This window comes from Paraburkholderia sp. SUR17, assembly GCF_029536165.1.
Taxonomy (GTDB): Bacteria; Pseudomonadota; Gammaproteobacteria; order Burkholderiales; family Burkholderiaceae; genus Paraburkholderia; species Paraburkholderia kururiensis.
The window spans coordinates 297,210-318,513 of the sequence record NZ_CP120508.1; the positions used below are offsets into that span (position 1 = coordinate 297,210).

22 protein-coding genes and 1 tRNA gene are annotated in these 21,304 nt (G+C 65.0%); 8 read left to right on the top strand and 15 right to left on the bottom strand.

Annotated elements, in window-relative coordinates; all coding sequences use genetic code 11:
- Window positions 1–34: 34 nt before the first annotated feature.
- Window positions 35–418 carry a nuclear transport factor 2 family protein gene (locus P2869_RS01340; protein WP_017772628.1) on the top strand — a complete coding sequence of 128 codons (384 nt, stop codon included), beginning with the start codon at window positions 35–37 and terminating at the stop codon, window positions 416–418.
- A gap of 36 nt (window positions 419–454) precedes the next feature.
- Here the strand turns inward: P2869_RS01340 and leuA are convergent, their stop codons facing one another.
- Window positions 455–2,152 carry a 2-isopropylmalate synthase gene (gene leuA / locus P2869_RS01345; RefSeq protein WP_277597245.1) on the bottom strand — a complete coding sequence of 566 codons (1,698 nt, stop codon included), beginning with the start codon at window positions 2,150–2,152 and terminating at the stop codon, window positions 455–457.
- Window positions 2,153–2,506: 354 nt separating this feature from the next.
- Entirely contained in the window at window positions 2,507–3,502 is a 996-nt protein-coding gene (gene ybiB, locus P2869_RS01350; RefSeq protein ID WP_277597246.1) for a DNA-binding protein YbiB, read from the bottom strand.
- Between the two features lie 265 nt (window positions 3,503–3,767).
- On the opposite strand from ybiB, the gene P2869_RS01355 reads away from it, so the two are divergent.
- A complete protein-coding gene (locus P2869_RS01355) occupies window positions 3,768–4,466 on the top strand; it encodes a fumarylacetoacetate hydrolase family protein (RefSeq protein WP_026121010.1) in 699 nt (232 codons plus the stop codon).
- 27 nt (window positions 4,467–4,493) lie between these two features.
- The gene (gene maiA, locus P2869_RS01360; RefSeq protein WP_277597247.1) at window positions 4,494–5,138 is read left to right on the top strand and encodes a maleylacetoacetate isomerase; all 645 of its coding nucleotides are present in this window, start codon (window positions 4,494–4,496) and stop codon (window positions 5,136–5,138) included.
- 117 nt (window positions 5,139–5,255) lie between these two features.
- Here the strand turns inward: maiA and ftsY are convergent, their stop codons facing one another.
- Entirely contained in the window at window positions 5,256–6,599 is a 1,344-nt protein-coding gene (gene ftsY, locus P2869_RS01365; protein ID WP_277597248.1) for a signal recognition particle-docking protein FtsY, read from the bottom strand.
- A 246-nt stretch (window positions 6,600–6,845) separates the two neighbouring features.
- On the opposite strand from ftsY, the gene rsmD reads away from it, so the two are divergent.
- From rsmD to P2869_RS01380, 3 genes are all read left to right on the top strand, one after another.
- The gene (rsmD, locus tag P2869_RS01370; protein WP_126877671.1) at window positions 6,846–7,475 is read left to right on the top strand and encodes a 16S rRNA (guanine(966)-N(2))-methyltransferase RsmD; all 630 of its coding nucleotides are present in this window, start codon (window positions 6,846–6,848) and stop codon (window positions 7,473–7,475) included.
- Between the two features lie 110 nt (window positions 7,476–7,585).
- Window positions 7,586–8,095, top strand: coding sequence for a pantetheine-phosphate adenylyltransferase (gene coaD, locus P2869_RS01375; RefSeq protein WP_199541745.1), 510 nt, complete (start codon window positions 7,586–7,588; stop codon window positions 8,093–8,095).
- Between the two features lie 156 nt (window positions 8,096–8,251).
- Entirely contained in the window at window positions 8,252–8,509 is a 258-nt protein-coding gene (locus P2869_RS01380) for a YfhL family 4Fe-4S dicluster ferredoxin (RefSeq protein WP_017772637.1), read from the top strand.
- 32 nt (window positions 8,510–8,541) lie between these two features.
- On the opposite strand, the gene hisC is transcribed toward P2869_RS01380, so the two are convergent.
- From hisC to P2869_RS01420, 8 genes are all read right to left on the bottom strand, one after another.
- Window positions 8,542–9,612: a histidinol-phosphate transaminase gene (hisC, locus tag P2869_RS01385; protein ID WP_277597249.1), complete on the bottom strand. Its 1,071-nt coding sequence runs from the start codon at window positions 9,610–9,612 to the stop codon at window positions 8,542–8,544.
- A 19-nt stretch (window positions 9,613–9,631) separates the two neighbouring features.
- On the bottom strand, window positions 9,632–10,231 hold the full coding sequence (pth, locus tag P2869_RS01390; RefSeq protein ID WP_017772639.1) for an aminoacyl-tRNA hydrolase: 600 nt from the start codon (window positions 10,229–10,231) through the stop codon (window positions 9,632–9,634).
- Window positions 10,232–10,369: 138 nt separating this feature from the next.
- Window positions 10,370–10,990, bottom strand: coding sequence for a 50S ribosomal protein L25/general stress protein Ctc (locus P2869_RS01395; RefSeq protein WP_017772640.1), 621 nt, complete (start codon window positions 10,988–10,990; stop codon window positions 10,370–10,372).
- 155 nt (window positions 10,991–11,145) lie between these two features.
- Window positions 11,146–12,108, bottom strand: coding sequence for a ribose-phosphate pyrophosphokinase (locus P2869_RS01400; RefSeq protein ID WP_176049014.1), 963 nt, complete (start codon window positions 12,106–12,108; stop codon window positions 11,146–11,148).
- A gap of 39 nt (window positions 12,109–12,147) precedes the next feature.
- Window positions 12,148–12,224, bottom strand: a tRNA-Gln gene (locus P2869_RS01405).
- A 52-nt stretch (window positions 12,225–12,276) separates the two neighbouring features.
- Window positions 12,277–13,158, bottom strand: a complete 882-nt coding sequence (gene ispE, locus P2869_RS01410; protein ID WP_126877669.1) for a 4-(cytidine 5'-diphospho)-2-C-methyl-D-erythritol kinase — start codon at window positions 13,156–13,158, stop codon at window positions 12,277–12,279.
- A gap of 21 nt (window positions 13,159–13,179) precedes the next feature.
- The gene (gene lolB / locus P2869_RS01415; RefSeq protein ID WP_126877668.1) at window positions 13,180–13,845 is read right to left on the bottom strand and encodes a lipoprotein insertase outer membrane protein LolB; all 666 of its coding nucleotides are present in this window, start codon (window positions 13,843–13,845) and stop codon (window positions 13,180–13,182) included.
- On the bottom strand, window positions 13,845–15,692 hold the full coding sequence (locus P2869_RS01420) for a tetratricopeptide repeat protein (RefSeq protein WP_126877667.1): 1,848 nt from the start codon (window positions 15,690–15,692) through the stop codon (window positions 13,845–13,847). Before P2869_RS01420 ends, lolB begins: the two co-directional genes overlap by 1 nt.
- Before the next feature lie 87 nt (window positions 15,693–15,779).
- Between P2869_RS01420 and mutM the strand changes: the two genes are divergently transcribed.
- Window positions 15,780–16,610: a bifunctional DNA-formamidopyrimidine glycosylase/DNA-(apurinic or apyrimidinic site) lyase gene (mutM, locus tag P2869_RS01425; RefSeq protein WP_277597250.1), complete on the top strand. Its 831-nt coding sequence runs from the start codon at window positions 15,780–15,782 to the stop codon at window positions 16,608–16,610.
- A gap of 36 nt (window positions 16,611–16,646) precedes the next feature.
- Window positions 16,647–17,753 (top strand): A/G-specific adenine glycosylase, encoded by a 1,107-nt coding sequence (gene mutY / locus P2869_RS01430; RefSeq protein WP_277597251.1) that lies wholly within the window; start codon window positions 16,647–16,649, stop codon window positions 17,751–17,753.
- A 32-nt stretch (window positions 17,754–17,785) separates the two neighbouring features.
- Here the strand turns inward: mutY and P2869_RS01435 are convergent, their stop codons facing one another.
- The 4 genes from P2869_RS01435 to ptsN form a co-directional block, all read right to left on the bottom strand.
- A complete protein-coding gene (locus P2869_RS01435; RefSeq protein WP_277597252.1) occupies window positions 17,786–18,421 on the bottom strand; it encodes an LON peptidase substrate-binding domain-containing protein in 636 nt (211 codons plus the stop codon).
- A 109-nt stretch (window positions 18,422–18,530) separates the two neighbouring features.
- The gene (gene rapZ, locus P2869_RS01440; protein WP_277597253.1) at window positions 18,531–19,424 is read right to left on the bottom strand and encodes an RNase adapter RapZ; all 894 of its coding nucleotides are present in this window, start codon (window positions 19,422–19,424) and stop codon (window positions 18,531–18,533) included.
- 66 nt (window positions 19,425–19,490) lie between these two features.
- Window positions 19,491–20,459, bottom strand: coding sequence for an HPr(Ser) kinase/phosphatase (gene hprK / locus P2869_RS01445; RefSeq protein ID WP_017772650.1), 969 nt, complete (start codon window positions 20,457–20,459; stop codon window positions 19,491–19,493).
- A gap of 152 nt (window positions 20,460–20,611) precedes the next feature.
- Complete coding sequence (gene ptsN, locus P2869_RS01450; protein WP_017772651.1) at window positions 20,612–21,127, bottom strand: PTS IIA-like nitrogen regulatory protein PtsN; 516 nt, start codon at window positions 21,125–21,127, stop codon at window positions 20,612–20,614.
- Window positions 21,128–21,304 lie beyond the last annotated feature (177 nt).

Sequence of the window (21,304 nt, forward strand, 5' to 3'; positions counted from 1 at the left end):
GCGGCGGCCGGCCGATGCATAAGGGGCGCAAGCGATGGCGGCAAAAGTGATCGAGGCGATTCGCGCGCTGGAGCGCGACCGCTTTCGCGCGATGGTGGACGGCGACGGACCGTTGCTCAGCGCGCTGCTTTCGGACAACGTGATCTACGTTCACACGAACGGCAAGCGCGAAACGAAGCAGCAGTTCATCGACGCAATCACGGCCGGCCGCCGCCGCTATCGCCAGATCGAAATCCAGTCGCAGGACGTGCTGCCGGTGGGTCGCGAGACCTGCGTTGTCAGCGGCCGCGCGCTTATCGAAATGGAAGCGAACAACGGCGCGCTGCTGTTTCCCATCGCGTACACGGCGATCCAGGTGCAGGAGGATGGCCACTGGCGTCTCGTTGCCTGGCAGGCGACGCGCTGCGCGATCGAATGACGGCGCCGTTGCGGCGCCGCTTCTTCTTTTCCTCTCTCAAGCCGCGGCGCGCCGGTCGACGTCCGGCCACGCGGCACGGTTGACGGCGCTTACCACGGCGTCGGCCACGGCGGTCGCGGCATCCTCGGCAACGCCTACGCCGTGGCGTACCGCCTGTGCACCCACGCGGCAGCCCACGAACACGGCTGTCCGGCCGTCGGCGGTGCGTGCCGTTTCGTGAGACGTGATTTCTACGGCTTCGCCCGATGCGCCGGCCATCGCCCGAACAATGGCCAGGGCGTGAGCTTCGAGCGCGTTCGCGTCGTGCGGCGCCGCTGAGCCCGCGGCTGACGCAGCCATCGGCGCAATGGGCGCAAGCGGCACCGCGAGATCGCGCTCGTTCCAGCGCAGCTTGTCGGCGCTGATGCGGCGCGCCGGGCCCTGCGTCTCGAAGTATTCGCGCGTGAAGAGCGCACAGATCGACTCACCGGACATCTCCGCGCCCGACGAATCCGTGGCCGCCTGCACCGCGTGGCTGAACTCGATCTGCACGCGGCGCGGCGGCGTGAAGCCCATGCCGCGCTCCAGCAGCCAGGTGGCGCCGCCCTTGCCCGACTGGCTGTTCACGCGGATCACCGCGTCGTAGCTGCGGCCCAGGTCGGCGGGATCGATGGGCAGGTACGGCACTTCCCACACGGCGTCCGGACGCTGCTGCACGAAGCCCTTGCGGATGGCGTCCTGATGCGAGCCGGAAAACGCCGTGAACACGAGATCGCCGGCATACGGATGGCGCGGATGCACCGGAATCTGGTTGCAGCGCTCCACGACGCGGCGCACCGCGTCGATGTCCGAGAAATCGAGGCCCGGGTCAATGCCTTGCGTGTAGAGGTTCATGGCCAGCGTGACGAGATCGACGTTGCCCGTGCGCTCGCCGTTGCCGAAGAGGCACCCTTCGATGCGATCCGCGCCCGCCATCAGCGCGAGTTCCGCGGCCGCCACCGCCGTGCCGCGATCGTTGTGGGGATGCACGGAGAGCACGATGCTGTCGCGGTAGGCGAGGTTGCGGTCCATCCACTCGATCTGGTCCGCGAACACGTTGGGCGTGGCCGCTTCCACGGTGGCGGGCAGGTTCACGATCATCTTGTGATCGCGCGTGGGGCGCCACGTTTGCGCCACCGCGTCGCACACCTCGCGCGCGAAGGTGAGCTCGGTCATGCTGAAGGTTTCGGGCGAGTACTGGTAGATCCAGTGGGTCTGCGGCCGGGCGTCGGCGTGGGCGCGGATCCGCTTCGTGCCCTCCACGGCGAGCGCCTTCACTTCGTCTTTCGACTGGTCGAACACGATCTTGCGGAACGACGGACAAATCGCGTTGTACAGATGCACGATGGCACGCGGCACGCCTTCGAGCGCCTCGAACGTCCGCGCGATCAGGTCGTCGCGCGACTGCACGAGCACTTCGATCGTGACGTCTTCGGGAATGCGCTTTTCGACGATCAGCTTGCGCACGAAGTCGAAATCGGTCTGCGATGCCGAGGGAAAGCCGACCTCGATCTCCTTGAAGCCGATGGCGACCAGCATTTCGAAGAATTCGAGCTTCTGGGCAATGCTCATCGGCTCGATCAGCGACTGGTTGCCGTCGCGCAGATCGGTGCTCATCCAGATGGGTGCGCGTTCGATGGTGCGCGTGGGCCACTTGCGGCCGTTCAAACGGATGGCGGGGAAGGGGCGGTATTTCTCGGCGGGTTGACGCAACATGGCGAGCCTCATTCGTCGTGTCGTTGCGAGAGGCGGTGGGCATCGGGCGGCTGGCGGGCTGCTGCCGCTGCACGGAGCGCCTGAGGCGCGACGTGCATTTGACCCTCGCGATTCGGCCGCACGATAAGCGGACGAATACTGACGACTTACAGGTTGTAAAGAGAACTGCGGTTTGGGGTGAAACGGAAACTACGGAAACTGCCGGGAGGACCGCGCGTTGAAGAGGGCGCGCGGCGCTACGCCTTGCTTACGCTAGACGTAGCGATAGGGGCCGCGGTAGGCGGCCGAAGGTAATTCGGAGGGTGTTCGGGAAGGAACGCATTGTTCGAATGTATGCGAGAGCAGCGCGCGGTGTCAACCACCCCGCCGCTTCGCGATGCCGGCGATGACCTCGACCTGCCGCAGAATCGCAGGCGGCACGGGCGCCTCGCCGCGCATCACGGCCTCGATCCACGCTGCTGTCGTGGCGGCGTCACGGGCTTCGGGCAACTCGGCTTGCGGCGCTTCGGGCGACGACCGCTCCGCTTCGACCAGCGTTTCGCAGACGCCGTCGTGCAGCCAATCCACCTGAACCTGGCGGCGCGTGTCGGCCACGGCTTCGCCTTCGGTGCCGCGCGCGAGCAGCGCACCGCCCGCCGCCACGTCGGGATGCGAGTTGAAGAGGGCCGTCAGGCTCTCGCGATAGGGCGGGTGCGTGTAGTTGACGAGCCGCAGCCCCGGAGGCGCGAACGGCTGAAGAATTTTCACGAGTGTGTGCGTCGAGTTGCGCACGCCCATGCGGCGTCGCAGGGCGAGCAAGCGCGCGAGCTTTGGCGCGAGCACTTCGATCGGCGTGAACGCAAGGCGACGCGAGGCCAGTTGCGCTTCGGCTTCGTCGTGCGAGCGCGCCGCTTCAACGCCGAGCGCCGCGAAGATTTCCGCACTGGTGACTCGACCCGGATCGGTGCTCACGCCGTGCACGAGCACGGGCACGTCTTCGCGCGCGAGCAGCAAGGCCAGCAGCGGCACCAGGTTGGGCTGGCGCCGCGCACCGTTGTAGCTGGGGATGGAAACCGCCGATACGGTCGAAGCCGCGTCGCCGTGGGCGTCCGTGGCCACGCGGAGCGGCTCAAACGATGCATGAGCGGCCGCGAGCATGGCGGCGAGTTCGTCGGCGGTTTCGCCTTTCAGGCGGTAGGCGAGCAAAACGGCGCCGAGTTCGAGGTCCGACACCCGGCCGTCGAGCATCGCGGCGTAGAGCGCGTGCGTGTCCTCGGACGAAAGGGCGCGCGCGCCGTGCGGTCCGCGGCCGATCTCCTTGATGAGGTGGGCACACGGAAACGGATCGGCAAGATTGGCTGGCTCGTTCATGGCAAAAGCGGTGCGGGCCGGTGCTGGAGGGCCGGCGTGTCCTGGGCGGATTGAAACGGAATGGCGTTCAGTATCGCATGAGGCTGTGGCCGGCGATCGTTCCCGGCTGGCGCTCGTGCCTGTACAGGCGGTGCGCGGCGAAGGTTCCGCGGCGTTGCCGGAGCGATCCGCGAGGCACCCTGCATTCCGGCGTCCGCAGGCGGCACACGCTAAACTCATCGTTTTCTCGCCGCGCACGCGGCTTTCCAACAGGACGGAGAACGGCATGACATACGTGTTTGCTCCGGCGCCGGTCGTAGCGGTGCCGGTTGCGGGTTCCAGCGAGCTGTTCGCGGTGCGCCGCATCTATTGCGTGGGCCGCAATTACGAGGCGCACGCCCGCGAGATGGGCCACGATCCGAACCGCGAGCCGCCGTTTTTTTTCGGCAAGCCGGCTGACGCCGTGGTGTACGTTGCCCCCGGCGAAACCGGTGAGTTTCCGTATCCGTCGCTCTCGAAGAACGTGCACTTCGAGATGGAAATGGTGGCGGCCATCGGCAAAGGCGGCAAGGACATCCCGGTCGATCGCGCGCTCGATCACGTGTATGGCTACGCGCTCGGACTCGACATGACCCGCCGCGATCTGCAAGCCGAAGCGAAGAAGCTGGGCCGTCCGTGGGACACCGCGAAGGGCTTCGATTACTCCGCTCCCGTGGGCCCCATCCATCCGGCGTCGAAGATCGGCCATCTGGGCAAAGGCGCAATCTGGCTCACCGTGAACGGTGAAGAGAAGCAGCGCTCCGACATCTCGCAGCTGATCTGGCCGGTGGCCGACACCATCGCGTATCTGTCCACGCTGTTCGAGCTTCAGCCGGGTGACCTGATTTTCACGGGCACGCCTGACGGCGTCGGCGCCATCGTGCCGGGCGACGTGATGAAGGGCGGCGTGGACGGGCTCGGCGAATTCACGGTGCGCGTGGTCTGAGCTGGAAGCGGGGAGGAGACACAACACATGCAGCTTTACAGCTATTTCCGAAGCTCGGCGTCTTACCGCGTGCGGATCGCGTTGAACCTGAAAGGCCTGCCGTACGACTACGTGCCGATTCATCTGCTGCGCGGCGGCGGCGAGCAGTTTTCGTCCGCGTATCGCAAGCTCAATCACGATGCGATCGTGCCCACGCTCGTGGACGACGGCCACGCGCTTCAGCAGTCGCTCGCCATCATCGAGTATCTCGAAGAGACGCATCCCACGCCGCCGCTGCTGCCCGCAACCGCCGTGGACCGCGCGCACGTGCGCTCCATTGCGCTGCAGATCGCGTGCGAGATTCATCCGCTCAACAACCTGCGCGTGCTCAAGTACCTGAAGCACACGGTGGGCGTGACCGACGACGTGAAGGACGCGTGGTACCGGCACTGGGTGGAAGCGGGTTTCGAGACGCTCGAAGCCCGGCTCGCCGGCGATGCGCGCACGGGTAAGCTGTGTTTCGGCGATACGCCCACGCTTGCGGACATCTGCCTCATCCCGCAGGTCTTCAACGCGCAGCGTTTCAAGGTGGACACCGCGCGCTTTCCGACGATCCAGCGCATCTACGACCACGCCACGCAGCTCGACGCGTTCGAGCGGGCGGCGCCGGGGCAGCAGCCGGATTCGGAGTAATGGAGGGTCCTGCGGCGGGCGCGTTGGTTGCGTCGCGCAGCGCGGCAATGAAAAAAGGGGCGTCCGCTCATGTCGGGACGCCCCTTTTTGTCGCTATATGCCGGACGACGAGAAGCGCTACGCGCCCAGTAGCGCGTCGGCAAATTCCTCGGCGCTGAACGGCTGCAGGTCTTCCACCTTTTCGCCCACGCCGATGAAGTACACCGGCACCGGCCGCTGCCGCGCGATGGCAGCGAGGATGCCGCCCTTCGCCGTGCCGTCGAGTTTCGTGACGATGAGGCCGGTGAGGCCGAGCGCGTCGTCGAATGCTTTCACCTGGGCGAGCGCGTTCTGACCCGTGTTCGCGTCGATCACGAGCAGCACTTCGTGCGGCGCGCCGTCGAGCGCCTTGCCGATCACGCGCTTCACCTTGCGCAACTCTTCCATCAGATGGAGCTGGGTGGGCAGGCGGCCGGCCGTGTCGGCCATCAGCACGTCGATCTTGCGCGCGCGCGCGGCGCCCACCGCGTCGAAGATCACGGCGGCAGGGTCGCCGCTTTCCTGCGCGACCACCGTCACGTTGTTGCGCTCGCCCCAGATGGCGAGTTGCTCGCGCGCGGCGGCGCGGAACGTGTCGCCGGCCGCGAGCAGCACTGACTGATCGAAGTGCTGCAGATGCTTGGCGAGCTTGCCGATGCTCGTGGTTTTGCCCGCACCGTTCACACCCGCGATCATCATGACGAGCGGCTGCGCGCGGCCGAGCACGAGCGATTTCTCGAGCGGCTTCAGCAGATCCACGAGCAGGCCGCGCAATGCGGTTTTCACCTGCTGTGCGTCGGTGAGCCTGCCCGTGCGGACTTTCTCGCGCAGCGATTCGAGCAGGAACTCCGTGGCTTCCACCCCTGCATCGGACATCAGCAGCGCGGTCTCCAGTTCTTCATACAGCGCTTCGTCGATCTTGGTGGCGACGAAGATGCCCGCAATGTTCGAGCTGGTTTTGGAGAGGCCGCTTCTAAGCCGCGAGAGCCACGACTTCTTCGCTTCGGGTTCCGGTGCGGGCGGCGGAACGATTTCGACTGTTTCGACGGATTCGTCGTCGGCCTGGCTGCTTTGGGCAGCGCTGGCGGTGGCCTGTTGTGCGGCGGCTTGGGTCGGGGCGGGCGCAGGCATCGCGACCGGCGGTGCTGCTACGGTCGGCGGCGTGACGGCTGGTGGTGCGGGCGTGGGCGCCGGCGCCGGGATGTCGACGGCGGGCCGCTGTTGAGGCGGCGCAGCTTCAGGCTGGCGCGCGGACGGAACCGGTGCCGGTGCCGCGGCTGGCGTGACGCGAGCGGCTGTCTCCTGCGGCGGTCTGGTTTCCGCGACGTCGGCGGGCTGTTGCGCGGGTTCGCTTTGAACCTCGGCCGAGATATCAGCTTGCGCGTCGACGGGCGTGCCTTCGGCGGCTTTCGATCCTCTGAATCGCTTGAAAAAACTGAACATGATCTGGCGTGTCTGGTGCGGGGCCGACGCCCTGTGCCCGACCCTCGGGCGGCAACGGTGGCGTGGCAAGTGGGGGATGCGCGAATGCGGAACGTGCAAACGCGCCATTTTATCAGGCGGCATCCCGGCTCGTCGTGGCACGGTGGTCGCGTGCCGGGCTGCGTTCGCCGGGAAGGCCTGTGGTAACGTGGGCGCTCCGGCACCTTATCGCTTACCACTCCGCTTATTACCCCGCTTACTACCCGTATGTCCCGTTCTTCTCCTTCGCGCGCCCATGGTGCCCACGCTGCCGCGCCGGTGCGAGGCAAATCGGCTCACACCGTGCGCATCATCGGCGGTGACTGGAAGCGCACGCCGCTTCCGGTGCTCGACCTCGATGGCTTGCGGCCTACGCCCGACCGCGTCCGCGAAACGCTTTTCAACTGGCTTGGCCAGCGGCTCGACGGCGAGCGGTGTCTCGACCTTTTCGCGGGCAGCGGCGCACTCGGATTCGAGGCGGCGTCGCGCGGCGCCGAGCGCGTGCTCATGGTGGAGCGCAACGCGCGCGCGGCCGCGCAACTGCGCGCGAACCAGGCGCGGCTCGATGCGCGAGCGATCGAAGTCGTGGAGGCGGACGCCCTGCGTCTTGCCGCCGGCCTGACGCCGGCATCGTTCGACGTGGTGTTTCTCGATCCGCCGTTCGGCGACGCCGCGACGCTCGACCGTGCGCTGGAGGTCGCCGCGCCGCTCGTCGCTGCCGACGGGTTCCTCTATGTCGAGGCCGGGGCGCCGCTCGATCCGGCGCAAACCCCTGCACTGGCGGGCTGGACGGTGGCTCGCCACGGCAAGGCAGGGGCGGTCCACTATCATTTGCTGCAGCGCGAAAATGAGGAATAATGCGCGTTCCATAACAAGCGCCGGACGGCTCGCCGTCACGTGCGCGGTCGCGGGCATGGCCGTCGCCGCTGGCGCGGCGCCCTCATTTGTCTGTTGAGAGGAGAAACAACATGGTAGTCGCCGTGTACCCGGGTACGTTCGATCCGCTCACGCGCGGTCACGAGGACCTCGTGCGGCGGGCGTCGAGCATCTTCGACACGCTGGTGGTGGGCGTGGCGGACAGCCGCAACAAGAAGCCGTTCTTCTCGCTCGACGAACGCCTCGACATTGCCCGCGAGGTGCTGGGCCACTATCCGAACGTGCAGGTCATGAGTTTCAGAGGGTTGCTCAAGGACTTCGTCCGCAGCAACAACGCGCGTGTGATCGTGCGCGGCCTGCGCGCCGTGTCGGACTTCGAATACGAGTTTCAGATGGCCGGCATGAACCGCTACATGCTGCCGGACGTCGAGACAATGTTCATGACGCCGTCCGACCAATATCAGTTCATCTCGGGCACCATTGTTCGCGAGATTGCCCAACTGGGCGGCGATGTCAGCAAGTTCGTGTTCCCTTCTGTCGAGAAATGGTTGCAGGACAAGGTCTCGGCGCTGGGCGGCCCCGTCATTCCGAAGAACCCCTGAGCAATTTGACGAAGCGGCGTAAACTGGCGGCTGTGTTCAACGCAACGAAACACGGCCTCTCTTTGCCCCGCCCCCGTTTTCGGCTCGCAGCGTCCGCGACATCAACCGAAAACGACCGGCGCCAGTTGGAAGAGGCCGGCAGGAAGTGAGAAAAGCATGGCCCTGATGATTACCGACGAGTGCATCAATTGCGACGTTTGCGAGCCCGAGTGCCCGAACGACGCCATTTCGATGGGCCCGGAAATCTACGTGATCGACCCGAACAAATGCACCGAATGCGTCGGCCATTTCGATGAGCCGCAATGCCAGCAGGTGTGTCCGGTCGAATGCATTCCGCGCGATCCCCAGCATGTGGAGACGCGCGATCAACTGATGGAAAAGTATCGTGGCCTGATGGCCGCGAAGAATGCCTAGCCTCTAGCGTTAGCCCGGCGAGGGCGGCGGTCTTACCGGCCGAGCAACTCGCCCAGCGCTCTGACGAGCGTGTCGCACTCCGCGTCGGTGCCAATCGAAATCCGCAGATACTGGTCGATGCGCGGCGCCTTGAAGTGCCGCACGAAGATTTCGCGCTCGCGCAACGTCGCCGCAAGCATCGCGGCGTCGTGGTCCTTGTGGCGCGCGAACACGAAGTTCGCGGCTGACGGCACGACGTCGAAGCCGAGTGTTTCCAGCTTCGCTGTCAGGCGTTCGCGGCTGGCGATCACGCGGGCGCAATTCGTTTCGAACCACGCGGTGTCTTCATACGACGCGGTTGCTGCCACCTGCGCCAGCCGGTCGAGCGGATACGAATTGAAGCTGTCCTTCACGCGGTTCAGCGCCTCGATGAGCGCAGTATCTCCGAACGCAAAACCCACCCGCATGCCCGCCAGCGAACGCGCCTTGGAGACCGTCTGCACAACGAGCAGATGAGGATAGCGGTCGATCAGATTCACCGCCGACTGCGCGCCGAAGTCCACATACGCTTCGTCGATCACCACCACCGATTCCGTATTGCGCGCCACGAGCGCTTCGATCTGATCGAGCGGCAACGCGCGGCCCGTGGGTGCGTTCGGATTCGGAAACAGCACGCCGCCGTTGGGCGCGGTGTAGTCGTCGATACGGATTGCGAAGCTTTCGTCGAGCGCGACCGTGCGGTAGGCCACGTCGTAGAGCCGCGCGTAGGTCGGATAGAAGCTGTACGTGACGTCAGGGAAAAGCACGGGATGCGCGTGCTTCAGCAGCGCCTGGAACACGTGCGCGAGCACTTCATCGGAGCCGTTGCCGACGAACACCTGGTCTGCCCGGATGCCGTGATGCGCGGCCACGGTTTCGCGCAGCCGGCGGGCGCTCGGGTCCGGGTAGCGACGCAGTGCTTCGCCCGTGTCGCCCAGTTCGCGACGAATGGCCTCGACCACGCGAGGCGAAGGCGGGTACGGATTCTCGTTGGTATTGAGCTTGACCGGATGCGCGAGCACCGGCTGTTCGCCGGGCACGTAGGGCACCAGTCGATGGACGATGTCGCTCCAGTAGCGGCTCAAAACAGTCTCCCGTTCGCGTTCAGACGCGATGCAGTTGCATCATCGCGCGCTCGAGTTCGCCCTTGACCACGAGCGGCATCACGGCGAGCGAGCGTTCGATGGACGCATCGATCACGTCCTGCTCTTCCTTGCGCGGCGGCTTCAGCACGAAATTGGCGACGTCCGGCTTCGCACCCGCTCGCGCGCTCTCGGGAATGAGGTCGCGCGGATGCCCGATGCCGATGCGCAGCCGCCAGTAGTGCTGCGTCGACAGGTGGGCGGAGATGTCCTTCAGCCCGTTGTGGCCGCCGCTACCGCCGCCCAGCTTGAGCTTGACCGTGCCCGGCGGCAGATCGAGTTCGTCGTGCGCGACGAGAATCTGGTCGGGCAAGATCTTGAAGAAATGCGCGAGCGCGACCACCGACTGCCCGGAGCGGTTCATGTAGGTCTGCGGCTCGAGCAGATGCACTTCCTCGCCGTAAAGGCGAGCCTTCGCGTAGTGGCCGTGAAAGCGCCGCTCGTCGCGCAGCGACGTGCCTGCTTCGCGCGCGAGCTGGTCCACGAGCCAGAAGCCTGCATTGTGGCGCGTCGCGGTATATTCGGCACCCGGATTCCCGAGCCCGACGATCAGCCTGATCATGATGAGGTTCTCGCAGCCGCGCCGCTCGCGGGCGAGGCACGCAACGATCGAAAAAAAACCCGCCGGGGCGAACCGCGGCGGGTCACGTCGTCCGTTCCATTGAAACGGATCGAGAGGATAGCTTCGCTATCCCTCAGCTCAGGCAGCGGGCTTCTCGCCTTCGCCTTCACCTTCCGCGGCAGCATCGGATGCTGCGCCAGCCGGGATTGTCGCCGAAACGATAACCGGGTTTTCAGCGTCGAGGTGAGCCGTGAGCGCAACGCCGTTGGGCAGAGGAATGTCCTTCGCGTGCAGCGACTGACCTGCTTCGATCTTCGCCAGATCGACTTCGATGAACTCAGGCAGTGCGGCCGGCAGGCATTCCACTTCAATTTCGTTGAACACGTGCGAGATAACCGCGCCCGACAGCTTCACGGCCGGGTTGGTTTCCTGGTTCATGTAGTGCAGCGGCACCTTCGTGTGGAGCTTGCGGCTTGCGTCAACGCGCTGGAAGTCCACGTGCAGCACGAGCTGACGGAACGGATGGTATTGCACGTCGCGCAGCAGCACTTGCTGCGACTTGCCGGCCACTTCCAGGTCGAGGATCGACGAGTGGAAGGCTTCCTTCTTCAGGGCGTGCCACAGCGCGTTGTGATCGAGTTCGATCAGTTGCGGCTCGGCGCTGGCACCGTAAACGATGCCCGGCGTCTTGCCGGTATTGCGCAGGCGGCGGCTCGCACCCGTACCTTGCAGGTTGCGCTCGAAAGCGACTACTTTCATCTTGCTTCTCCAATGTACTGCCCGCGACCAGGCAGTAAAAACGGGGCCTTCGCACACTGGCTCGGGCCCCAACATAATGGCGCGAACCTTCGTTCGCTCGCGCCTTGATGCGAACAAACGCGGTATCCGGAGACACCGCGCTTACCGCAAAACCTTTAACTTTCGGCGAACAGCGACATCACCGAGTCGCCGCGGCGGATACGCGAGAACGTCTCCGCGAGCAGACCCGCGCACGAAAGCGAACGGATCTTCGAGCAGGCACGGGCTTCTGCGCCAAGCGGAATGGTGTCCGTCACAACGAGTTCGTCGAGCGACGAGCCGGCAATGCGCTCGCCTGCGCCGCCCGAAAGCACCGGGTGCGTGGCGTAGGCGAACACCTGCTTCGCGCCGCGGTCCTTGAGTACCTGTGCTGCCTTGCAAAGCGTGCCGGCCGTGTCGACCATGTCGTCCATGATCACGCAGGTACGGCCTTCCACTTCACCGATGATGTTCATCACCTCGGCGACGTTCGCTTTCGGACGACGCTTGTCGATGATGGCCAGATCGCAGTTGAGCTGCTTCGCGAGGGCCCGGGCACGCACCACGCCGCCGACGTCAGGCGAAACGACCAGCAGGTTCTCGTAGTTCTGCTTGCGCAGATCGCCGAGCAGCACGGGCGTGGCGTAGATGTTGTCGACCGGAATGTCGAAGAAGCCCTGAATCTGGTCGGCGTGCAGATCCATCGTGATGATCCGCTCGACGCCGGCAATTTCCAGCATGTTCGCCACGACCTTCGCTGAGATCGCGACGCGCGCCGAGCGCGGACGGCGGTCTTGCCGGGCATAGCCGAAGTAGGGGATGGCTGCGGTGATCCGGCCTGCGGATGCGCGCTTGAGCGCATCGACCATGATCATCAGTTCCATCAGATTGTCGTTCGTCGGCGCGCAGGTGGACTGCAAAACGAAGACGTCTTTGCCGCGTACGTTTTCCTGGATTTCAACCTGGATTTCGCCGTCGGAGAAACGGCTCACCATTGCTTTACCGAGGGGAATTCCAAGAATCTTGACGACATCCTGAGCAAGCGCAGGATTGGCGTTGCCAGTAAAAACCATCAGGCCGTCATGGCTGCTGCTCATCATGCACCTGCTTCAGGCTGGGCGGAGGAATGCGAGAATTTTTGGCAGGGGAGGAAGGACTCGAACCCTCGAATGCCGGAATCAAAATCCGGTGCCTTAACCAACTTGGCGACTCCCCTACGCTAACTTTGAGCTCCACCGGGCCGGTAGGACTGCCCGATGATGCAAAACCTATGCCGCGAAAGCGAAGAGTGGATGGGTATCGAGGCTTTCCGTTACTACGCTCAACCAACCTGCCGGCATTTTGGCTTGCGCCGCTTCTGCTTCGGCCCGGCTGGCAAACGCTGCGAAAACGCTTGCGCCTGATCCGGTCATCCGCGCGGGTGCGATGTTGTCGAACCATCCCAGCACCTGCGCAACTTCCGCGTATTTCCTCGCGACAACCGGCTGCATGTCATTTTGGCCGAAGCTTTCTGGCCATCCTGCGCTGCAACCTTGCTGTGCAAGAAAGTCCGTCATTGTGATGACTTTCGTGTCTCTTGTCAACGCCTCGTCTGAAAAAATTGCGGCGGTCGGGACATGTGCCCGCGGCGTGACAACGAGAAAAAAACGCCGCGGCAATTGTACAGCCTGAAGCGCTTCGCCAACACCCTCTGCGAAGGCATTTTTGCCGAAGACGAAGAAGGGCACGTCGGCGCCCAGCTTCAGTGCAAGCGACTGCAGTTCCTCGCGAGGCAAATCAAGCTTCCAGAGGCGATTGAGCGCGAGCAGCGTGGTCGCCGCGTCCGAGCTGCCACCGCCCAGACCCGCTCCCATCGGCAGTCGCTTTTCGATCTCGATCTCGACGCCTTTGCGCGTGCCCGTGTGCTGCTTGAGCAGTGTCGCGGCACGTACGGTGAGGTCCTGTTCGGGCGGTACGCCGCGCACTTCAGTCTTGCGCGTGATCTCGCCGTCTTCACGAGCGGTGAAGTGCAGCGTGTCGCCCCATGCGAGTAGCTGGAAAACGGTCTGCAGCGAGTGGTAGCCGTCGGGCCGGCGTCCCGTGATGTGCAGGAAAAGGTTCAGTTTGGCGGGCGCGAGGCAGCCGCGCAGCGAGTCGGGTGTTTCAGTCATGAGGAAAGCGCAGGGCGCTGCTTACTGGTCGAGCACGAGCTTGATGTCGAGCGGCGGTTCCGCGCGGCTCAGGTTGACGCGCTTCACGCCGGTGGCGGGCGCGTCGGCATACGAGAGGTAATCGATGGTCCAGCCGTCCTGGCGGATCTGCTTGAGCCGCGAATCCTGCCCGGCGTCCTTTTCGGTCTGCGCATGCGATGTGGGCGCAATGGACGGCTGCAGCCAATAACGCAGCCCTTCCACAGGCAGCGCGAAGCCGAGCGCGTTTTGCATCAGCGTCGATACGTTGTCTGCCGTGAGCGGTTGCCGGTTGGGCAACTCGAGCGTGGCGGCCGCGGGCGAAGACGTCACGATGGCAAGCGTCTGCCCGAACGGATTGAGCAACTGGAGCGTGACGGTGTCGCCGTTTTCGCGCCAGTCGAAGTTGCCGTACGCATTGCGCGGCTGCCCGTTCTGATCGACGTACTGCACGGCGAAGCGCCCGTGGTACGCGCGGCTCGTTTGCGCGGTGACAGACGTCGAGGCGTTCGAGGTCGATTCAGCGGGATGCGGCACGCTCGCGCACCCGGCAAGCGCCAGGGCGAGCACGGCGGCGAGCCCGAGGGCGCCGCGCCGTGCAGCCTTATAGCCGCCGGATGCATGAGGAAAGCGAGAAGCGAAACGATTGGCGTGACGGGATGAATACATCAGAGATCGTTCACCTGAAAGCGCTTGAGCGTTTTCACGAGCGTGTCGTTATCGGGTTCAAGCTTGAGTGCGTCGCGCCAGGCGGCGCGCGCTTCGTCCTGGGCACCGCTCTTCCAGAGCACTTCGCCGAGGTGCGCACCGATTTCGGCATTCGGCTGCAGCGTATAGGCCTTGCGCAGCAGCTTGATGGCGTCCGACGTCTCGCCGAGCCGGTATTTCACCCAGCCCACGCTGTCCATGATGAACGCGTCGTTCGGCGCGAGCGACGACGCTTTTTCGATCAGCTTGTCCGCTTCCTGAAGGCGCTGGTTACGATCGGCCAGCGAGTAGCCGAGCGCGTTGTACGCCTGCGGATTGTTGGGCTGGGTGCGGATCAATTTGCGCAGCTGCGTTTCCATGACGTCGTAGTGCGCGTTCTTTTCCGCGGCCATCGCGTAGTCGTAGGTCAGATCCGGATCGTCCGGAAACTGCTCCACGGCCTTGGCGAGTCGGGCTTCGGCTTCGGGATAGCGCTTGGCATCGAAGAGGATCGCGGCGTCCGTGCGCGCGATGAGCGCCTGGTCGCGCGGGTCCGCGGCCTGAATGCCGGCGAGGAGCTTGCGCGCATCGTCGGGCTTGCCCTGTTTTTCGAGCAGCTGCGCGCGCGTGACCTGCGCCGGAATGTACTGCTGGCTGTCGGGCTGAATGCGGTCCAGCCACTTCGCGGCGTCCGTCTCGTTCTTTTGCTCGAGCGCGAGCTGCGCGAGGTAAATGTAGGCCTGGCCCGGGTCACCGCCAGGCGTCTTTTCGGCCTGCTGCGCGTACTGCGTCAGATACGCCTGCGCTTCCGGGAATTTCTTCTGCTGGATGCTGATGAGCGCGAGTGCCATCAGCGGCGTGAGGTCGCCGCTGTTGTCCTTGCGCATGGTCTCGAACTGCTTGCTCGCGTCGTCGAGGCGGTCCGCAGCGAGATACGTCTGCGCAAGCGCGAGCCTTCCGTCGTGCGACTTCGGATTCTGCTGAACATACTTCTCGAGCGACGCGATTGCTTCGTTGCGCTCGTCCGGACCCATCTGCGCAAGCATCAACGCGGCGGGCAGGTAGTCCGGCCGCATCGAGAGCGCGGTTTCGAGCGACTTGCGCGCGCCGGGCACGTCGTCGGCGAGCAATTGCTGCCGGCCGATGGCAAGTTGCGCCTCGGGCCGCTTCATGTCGTTCTTGAGCAGGTCCTTGAGCGTGTTCAGGCCGCCCACACGGTTGGGGCCACGTGAGAGCAGCAGTTGCAGCGAGAGGATCGCGCTGCCGCGATTCTCTTCCGATACGCGCGCAAGCTCGCGCGCGAGCAGGGGCTCAGCGTCCTCGGGGCGGCCCGAGAGCACGAGCAGCGACGCATCGAGTTGCGCCGCGCGATCCGACGCGGGCGCGTACTGCTGCCAGAGCTGCGCGGCGGCGAGGGCGTCCGAGGGGCTTTGCGCCGCGATGGCGATTTCGGTTGCGCGTTGCGCCATGCGCGGGTCGTGCGTGTCGCGTGCGAGGGCGAGGTACGTCTGGTACGCCGGCGCGGGCTGGTCGCGCTGCAATGCGATTTCAGCGGCCAGAACCTGGAATACGATCTGGCTCGTCAGCGGAACGTCAGGCAGAGACTTCTGTTCCTCGGCAGTGGGTGCGCCGAGCATATCGGGCATTGCCGAGGTGTCGCCCGTGTCCGGGGAAGGGTCCTGCGCGAACGCGGGGGCGGCGGCGAGCGTCCACGCCGCAACCACCGCGGCGCCGAGCAAGCGGCGGACCGAAATGGCAGACGGCAGGTGGAGCTGAGGCAGGGCGTGGGCCCGGCGCTTCGCAAACAGCTTCACGAAAGACAGTTCCATGGAAATCCGTTGAATGTTTCGGACGATTGTAACGCGCTCGCTACAATAAGCGCACAATCGGCCACGCAGCCAGCAAACCACTTAGACATGCCAGAACTGCCGGAAGTTGAGGTTACCCGTCGGGGAATCGAGCCTTATGTCGCGGGCCGTCGCGTAGCGCGCGTCGACGTTCGCACTGCCGCCCTGCGCTGGCCCGTTCCAGCCGGACTCGGCCGCCTTTTGCGTGGGCGTACGGTCCACAAGGTCGAGCGGCGCGGCAAGTATCTGCTGTTCGAGATCGACGAAGGCTGGTTCATCGTACACCTGGGCATGACGGGCACGCTTCGAGTGCTGCGCAACCTGCCGCACCTGCCCGCGGCGGGCAAGCACGATCACATCGACTGGATCTTCGACGACTTCATTCTGCGGTTTCGCGATCCGCGGCGCTTCGGCGCCGTACTGTGGCATCCGCGCGAAGCGGGCGACGTGCTCGGTCATCCGCTGCTCGCGAGCCTTGGCATCGAGCCGTTTACGCCGGCGTTTTCGGGCGCGCTGCTGCACCGGAAAACGCGCGGCCGCAAGGTCTCGGTCAAGCAGGCGCTGCTAGCCGGCGACATCGTGGTGGGCGTGGGCAACATCTACGCATCGGAGAGCCTCTTTCGCGCGGGCATTCGGCCTACCACGCCGGCAGGCCGCGTGTCGCTCGCCCGTTATGAACTGCTTGCGGACGCTATCAGAGCGACGCTCGCCGCCGCCATCGAGAAGGGCGGGAGCACGCTGCGCGATTTCGTGGGCAGCGACGGCGAGAGCGGTTATTTCCAGCTGGACTATTTCGTCTATGATCGCGCTGGCCAACCGTGCCGCGTGTGCGGCACGCCGATCCGGCAGATCGTTCAGGGCCAGCGCTCCACGTACTATTGCCCGGTCTGTCAGCGCTGAGACCCGGCTTCGCTTCTCCTTGCTTCCTCTCTTTTCATGCTCGCTCCCACCGTTCTTTCCTCGTCCGCGCAGCACACGTATGCCGCATTTTCAGCGCGGCTCATCGCGTGGCAGCGACAGCACGGCCGTCACGACCTGCCGTGGCAGAACACGCGCGACGCCTATCGCATCTGGCTTTCAGAGATCATGCTGCAGCAGACGCAGGTCTCCACGGTGATTCCGTATTACGCGCGTTTTCTGGAGCGATTCCCGGACGTGGCGGCGCTCGCCGCCGCACCGCTCGACGACGTGATGGCACTGTGGGCTGGGCTCGGCTATTACTCGCGCGCTCGCAACCTGCATCGATGCGCCCAGGTAGTGGTGGATGAGCACGGCGGGGTGTTTCCCGGTACGGTGGACGCGCTCGCGGAACTGCCGGGCATTGGCCGTTCGACGGCCGCCGCCATCGCGTCGTTCGCATTCGGCGCGCGGGCCACGATTCTCGACGGCAACGTGAAGCGCGTGCTCGCGCGCGTGTTCGGCGTGGAGGGATTTCCTGGCGACAAGCGCGTGGAAACGGCGATGTGGTCGCTCGCCGAGTCGCTGGTGCCGGGTGCCGAGGCCAGCGACGCCGACGTCACCGCCTACACCCAGGGGCTCATGGATCTGGGCGCCACGCTCTGCGTGCGCGGCAAGCCCGAATGCGCGCGTTGCCCGTTTGCCGACGATTGCGTTGCGAACACAACGGGCCGCCAGCGTGAACTTCCGGCGGCCCGGCCCAAGAAGACCGTGCCGACGCGCCGTACGTGGATGCTCGTGCTGCTCGATGGGGATGCCGTGATGCTGGAGCGGCGTCCGCCGTCAGGCATTTGGGGTGGCCTGTGGAGCCTGCCCGAGGCGGCAGACGAAGTCGCACTTGCGGATCGCGCGCGCACGTTCGGTGCGCGGGGCGCCGCTTCTGCGCTTGCGTCGCTTACGCACACGTTCACGCACTTCAGGCTCGATATCGAACCGCGTGTGGTCGAAATGGATCGCATCGCGAATGCGCAGCCTATGGCCGGCGCTGCAGAGACAGCCTGGGTCTTGCTCAGCGACATCGATTCGTATGGGGTGCCTGCGCCCGTGCGCAAGCTGCTCGACGGATTGCGCGGCTCGTTGCTATAGCGGGTTCGCGGTTGCAGCGAGCGCCGCGCCGCCTACAGCAGTTGATGCTGCTGCATGTAGTGATGCACGACGTCGATGCGCGCACCGGCGTCCTGCAATTCCATGAGCTTTTGCCGCGCCCGCAGCGCGATGGGTAACACTTCGGCGAGCCGGTTCGACACCCACGTGGGATCGTCGAAGCGGAACGGTTCGGCGAACGGCACGCTGTCCGGATCGCGCTCGCGAATCGTTTCGATGATGCGTTCCAGTACCTCCGCGCACGCGCCGAATTTCGCGAGCCGGTCGGTGCCTTCCAGCGGCGCGTCGTCGCCGATCGGCTCGGCCATGCCGACCAGAAGGCCGCTTGCTTCCACCCGATGCGTCAGCAGCCGGAAGCGCCGCGTGCCGCGTGCGCGTACCAACAGCATGCCGAACGTTTCGACGTCGCATTGTTCGATCTCGGCGAGGCAGCCGGTTGCTTCGGGGACCGAAGGTTCGTCCGGCTGAGCTACTTCGCCACCGCTCTTCAGCAGGCACACGCCGAACGGCGTGTTCTCGCGCAGGCAGTTGCGCGCCATGTCCAGGTAACGCGCCTCGAAGATCTTCAGCGGCAGCAGGCCGTCGGGGAAGAGCACCGTGTGCAGTGGGAACAGCGGCAGATCGGCGAGTACGGCATTGGTAGAGGACATGGCGCAACGCTTTCGGTTAAGGCCGCGCGGCGCGGCCAGTTAGGCACGACCGGTCGGGCGCAGCTGTTCAGGCACGGCCGGTGAGGCACGGCCTGTCTGGCCCGGCCGTTCAGGCAACGAGCTTCGACGATTCGCCTATATCCAGTGGCGCATCGCGGTGCCGCACGATAACGTTTGCTTCTTTCGCAAGACGCGCGGCGAGCGTCTCTGCGATGAATACCGAGCGGTGTTGACCGCCCGTGCAGCCAATTGCGACGGTGAGATAGCTGCGATTGTCTTCGCTGAAACGAGGAAGCCACTTCACGAGAAACGCGTGGATGTCGTCGATCATTTCGCGCACGACGGGCAGCGCGTTGAGGTAGTCGATCACGGGCCGGTCCAGCCCCGTCAGCGGACGCAGCTCATGGTCGTAATAGGGATTCGGCAGGGTGCGCACGTCGAACACGAAGTCGGCGTCTAGCGGCACGCCGCGTTTGAACCCGAACGACTCGAAGGTGAGCGCAAGACTGCTGCGTTCCTGCTCGACGAAGCGCTTCACCCAGGCGCGCAGCGCATTCGCGCGCAGATTGCTCGTGTCGATCTGATGGCCGAATTCGGCAAGCCCCGCGACCAGCTCCCGTTCGTGCTCGATCGCTTCTTCGAGCGACGTGAGCAGCCCGACGTCGGCGTCATGCAGTGTGGAGCCCGACAACGGGTGGCGGCGGCGCGTTTCCGAGAAACGCTGGATCAGCGACTGCGTGCTGGCGTTCAGGAACAGCACGCGAACGTCGTGCTGGCGCGAGAGATCGCGGATCATCGCGGGCATTTCGTCGAGCGAAGCGCTCGAACGGGCGTCGATGGCTACCGCCAGCTGCTCCTGGCCGTCGCTGGCCAGATAGGCGGCGAGCTGCGGGAGAAAACGCGGTGGCAGATTATCGACGCAGTAATACCCCGCGTCTTCGAGCGCGTTCAACGCAACAGACTTGCCGGAGCCGGAGATGCCGGTGATCAGGATAATGCGCATGGGATCGGGGAAACGGTTCGTTTCATCATAGCATCTGCCCCGCGCGCCTGCCCGGCTGGCGCGGCGCTACATCAGCTTGCCGGGGAACTGGCTGTCCGGATCCTGCATGGCGAGGCGCTGGCGGTCCATGAAGTCGCGCAGCGTATCGATGCCGCGCAGTTGCAGGATCGTGTTGCGCACGGCGGCTTCTACGAGCACCGCGAGGTTGCGGCCGGCCGCAACCTGAATCGTGACCTTGCTGATGGGCAGGCCGAGCACGTCGACCGTCTGGCTTTCCAGCGGCAGGCGCTGGAATTCGCCGTCGGGGCGGCGCACCAGCTGGACGATCAGCTTCAGCTTCATTTTGCGGCGCACCGCCGTTTCGCCGAAGATCGTCTTGATGTCGAGCAGGCCAAGGCCGCGCACTTCGAGCAGATTCTGCAGCAGGGGCGGGCAGCGGCCCTCCACGAAGTCGGGGCCGAGCCGCACGAAGTCGACGGCGTCGTCGGCCACGAGGCCGTGGCCGCGGCTGATCAGCTCCAGACCCAGTTCGCTCTTGCCGAGACCCGAGTCGCCCGTGAGCAGCACGCCCATGCCGAGGATGTCGAGGAATACGCCGTGCAGCGTGGCGCGCGGCGCGAGGATGCGCGACATGTAGAGGCGCAGACTGTCGATCACCGCGGCCGCCGACATCGGCGTGGTGAAGAGCGGCGTGGACGAGCGGGTACAGCGCAACACGAGTTCCGGCGGGGCGGCCACGCCGCCTGCCACGACGAGGAACGGCGGCTCGAGGGCGATCAGCTCGGCCATGTGCCGCGAGCGGTCTTCGTCGGTCTGGCGCTGGTAGTAATTGACCTCTGCCTCGCCCAGCACCTGGATGCGGTTCGGGTGGATCAGGTTCAGGTGGCCCACGAGGTCGGCGCTCGACGTCGCATTCACCACCGTTTCGGCCGAGAAGCCGCGTTCCCAGCCTTCATGCCCCGTCAGCCAGCTGAGCTTCAGCGTGGCGGCGTTGTCGTCGAAGATGCTTTGGGCGTTGATGCTGGAGGTGTCCATGAATCCAAGACTCCAAGGTGGGCCGCTCGTCCGGCGTTCCGGAGCGAGGCTGCCCGGTGGGCGCATCGGATGGGGCGTACCTCAGCCGTGTTGCGCGGAGTGCGGCGTCGGGGGGAGAGCGGTCTTTCGCCGGGCGGGCCGGCCGCGATACGTCAAGGTTGCCACTGGGTGAGCAGGCGATGCAATGCTTCGCGGTCTTCTTCGGTGTGCAGGCGCTCGCGCGTTTCCCGGTCCGAGAGCAACTGGGCGATTTCCGAGAGGATTTCGAGGTGTTGCTGCGTGGCCTGCTCGGGTACGAGCAGGAAGATCAGCAGCGAAACAGGCTGGCCGTCTGGCGCCTCGAACGGAATGGGCGCCGCGAGACGCACGAAGGCGGCGAGCGGCTGCTTGAGGCCCTTGATGCGTCCGTGCGGGATGGCCACACCTTCGCCGAGGCCAGTGGACCCGAGGCGTTCCCGCGCAAACAGATTGTCGGTCACCGTACTGCGGGCGATGCCGTTCTGGTTTTCGAAGATCAGGCCCGCTTGCTCGAACACGCGTTTCTTGCTGGTGACGGAGAGTCCGACGACGACGTTCTCGAGTGGAAGAATTTTGGCTAAACGATTCATGTTGGCAGGCGAAAACGTGGCCTGGATGCTGCTTGCCGCGGCGGGTGACGGATATTCCATGTCTGACAGGATGCTCACGGCGAAGTGCGACGAAACCCCTTTTTTAACGGGACTCCGGCGGAAATGCCCCGAAAGTGACCGAAACATTATAGAACAAGCATACATCGGCATGGTGCGATGCGCCATGCATTCACCCAGGCGTCGAAACCTGGCGTTCGTCGCGGTTATCCCATTTGC

Excerpts from the sequence above, each read along its gene's own strand:
- P2869_RS01340 (WP_017772628.1), top strand. The coding sequence starts at position 35 with ATGGCGGCAAAAGTGATCGAGGCGATTCGCGCGCTGGAGCGCGACCGC.
- leuA (WP_277597245.1), bottom strand. The coding sequence starts at position 2,152 with ATGTTGCGTCAACCCGCCGAGAAATACCGCCCCTTCCCCGCCATCCGT.
- ybiB (WP_277597246.1), bottom strand. The coding sequence starts at position 3,502 with ATGAACGAGCCAGCCAATCTTGCCGATCCGTTTCCGTGTGCCCACCTC.
- P2869_RS01355 (WP_026121010.1), top strand. The coding sequence starts at position 3,768 with ATGACATACGTGTTTGCTCCGGCGCCGGTCGTAGCGGTGCCGGTTGCG.
- maiA (WP_277597247.1), top strand. The coding sequence starts at position 4,494 with ATGCAGCTTTACAGCTATTTCCGAAGCTCGGCGTCTTACCGCGTGCGG.
- ftsY (WP_277597248.1), bottom strand. The coding sequence starts at position 6,599 with ATGTTCAGTTTTTTCAAGCGATTCAGAGGATCGAAAGCCGCCGAAGGC.
- rsmD (WP_126877671.1), top strand. The coding sequence starts at position 6,846 with ATGTCCCGTTCTTCTCCTTCGCGCGCCCATGGTGCCCACGCTGCCGCG.
- coaD (WP_199541745.1), top strand. The coding sequence starts at position 7,586 with ATGGTAGTCGCCGTGTACCCGGGTACGTTCGATCCGCTCACGCGCGGT.
- P2869_RS01380 (WP_017772637.1), top strand. The coding sequence starts at position 8,252 with ATGGCCCTGATGATTACCGACGAGTGCATCAATTGCGACGTTTGCGAG.
- pth (WP_017772639.1), bottom strand. The coding sequence starts at position 10,231 with ATGATCAGGCTGATCGTCGGGCTCGGGAATCCGGGTGCCGAATATACC.
- P2869_RS01395 (WP_017772640.1), bottom strand. The coding sequence starts at position 10,990 with ATGAAAGTAGTCGCTTTCGAGCGCAACCTGCAAGGTACGGGTGCGAGC.
- P2869_RS01400 (WP_176049014.1), bottom strand. The coding sequence starts at position 12,108 with ATGATGAGCAGCAGCCATGACGGCCTGATGGTTTTTACTGGCAACGCC.
- ispE (WP_126877669.1), bottom strand. The coding sequence starts at position 13,158 with ATGACTGAAACACCCGACTCGCTGCGCGGCTGCCTCGCGCCCGCCAAA.
- lolB (WP_126877668.1), bottom strand. The coding sequence starts at position 13,845 with ATGTATTCATCCCGTCACGCCAATCGTTTCGCTTCTCGCTTTCCTCAT.
- P2869_RS01420 (WP_126877667.1), bottom strand. The coding sequence starts at position 15,692 with ATGGAACTGTCTTTCGTGAAGCTGTTTGCGAAGCGCCGGGCCCACGCC.
- mutM (WP_277597250.1), top strand. The coding sequence starts at position 15,780 with ATGCCAGAACTGCCGGAAGTTGAGGTTACCCGTCGGGGAATCGAGCCT.
- mutY (WP_277597251.1), top strand. The coding sequence starts at position 16,647 with ATGCTCGCTCCCACCGTTCTTTCCTCGTCCGCGCAGCACACGTATGCC.
- P2869_RS01435 (WP_277597252.1), bottom strand. The coding sequence starts at position 18,421 with ATGTCCTCTACCAATGCCGTACTCGCCGATCTGCCGCTGTTCCCACTG.
- rapZ (WP_277597253.1), bottom strand. The coding sequence starts at position 19,424 with ATGCGCATTATCCTGATCACCGGCATCTCCGGCTCCGGCAAGTCTGTT.
- hprK (WP_017772650.1), bottom strand. The coding sequence starts at position 20,459 with ATGGACACCTCCAGCATCAACGCCCAAAGCATCTTCGACGACAACGCC.
- ptsN (WP_017772651.1), bottom strand. The coding sequence starts at position 21,127 with ATGGAATATCCGTCACCCGCCGCGGCAAGCAGCATCCAGGCCACGTTT.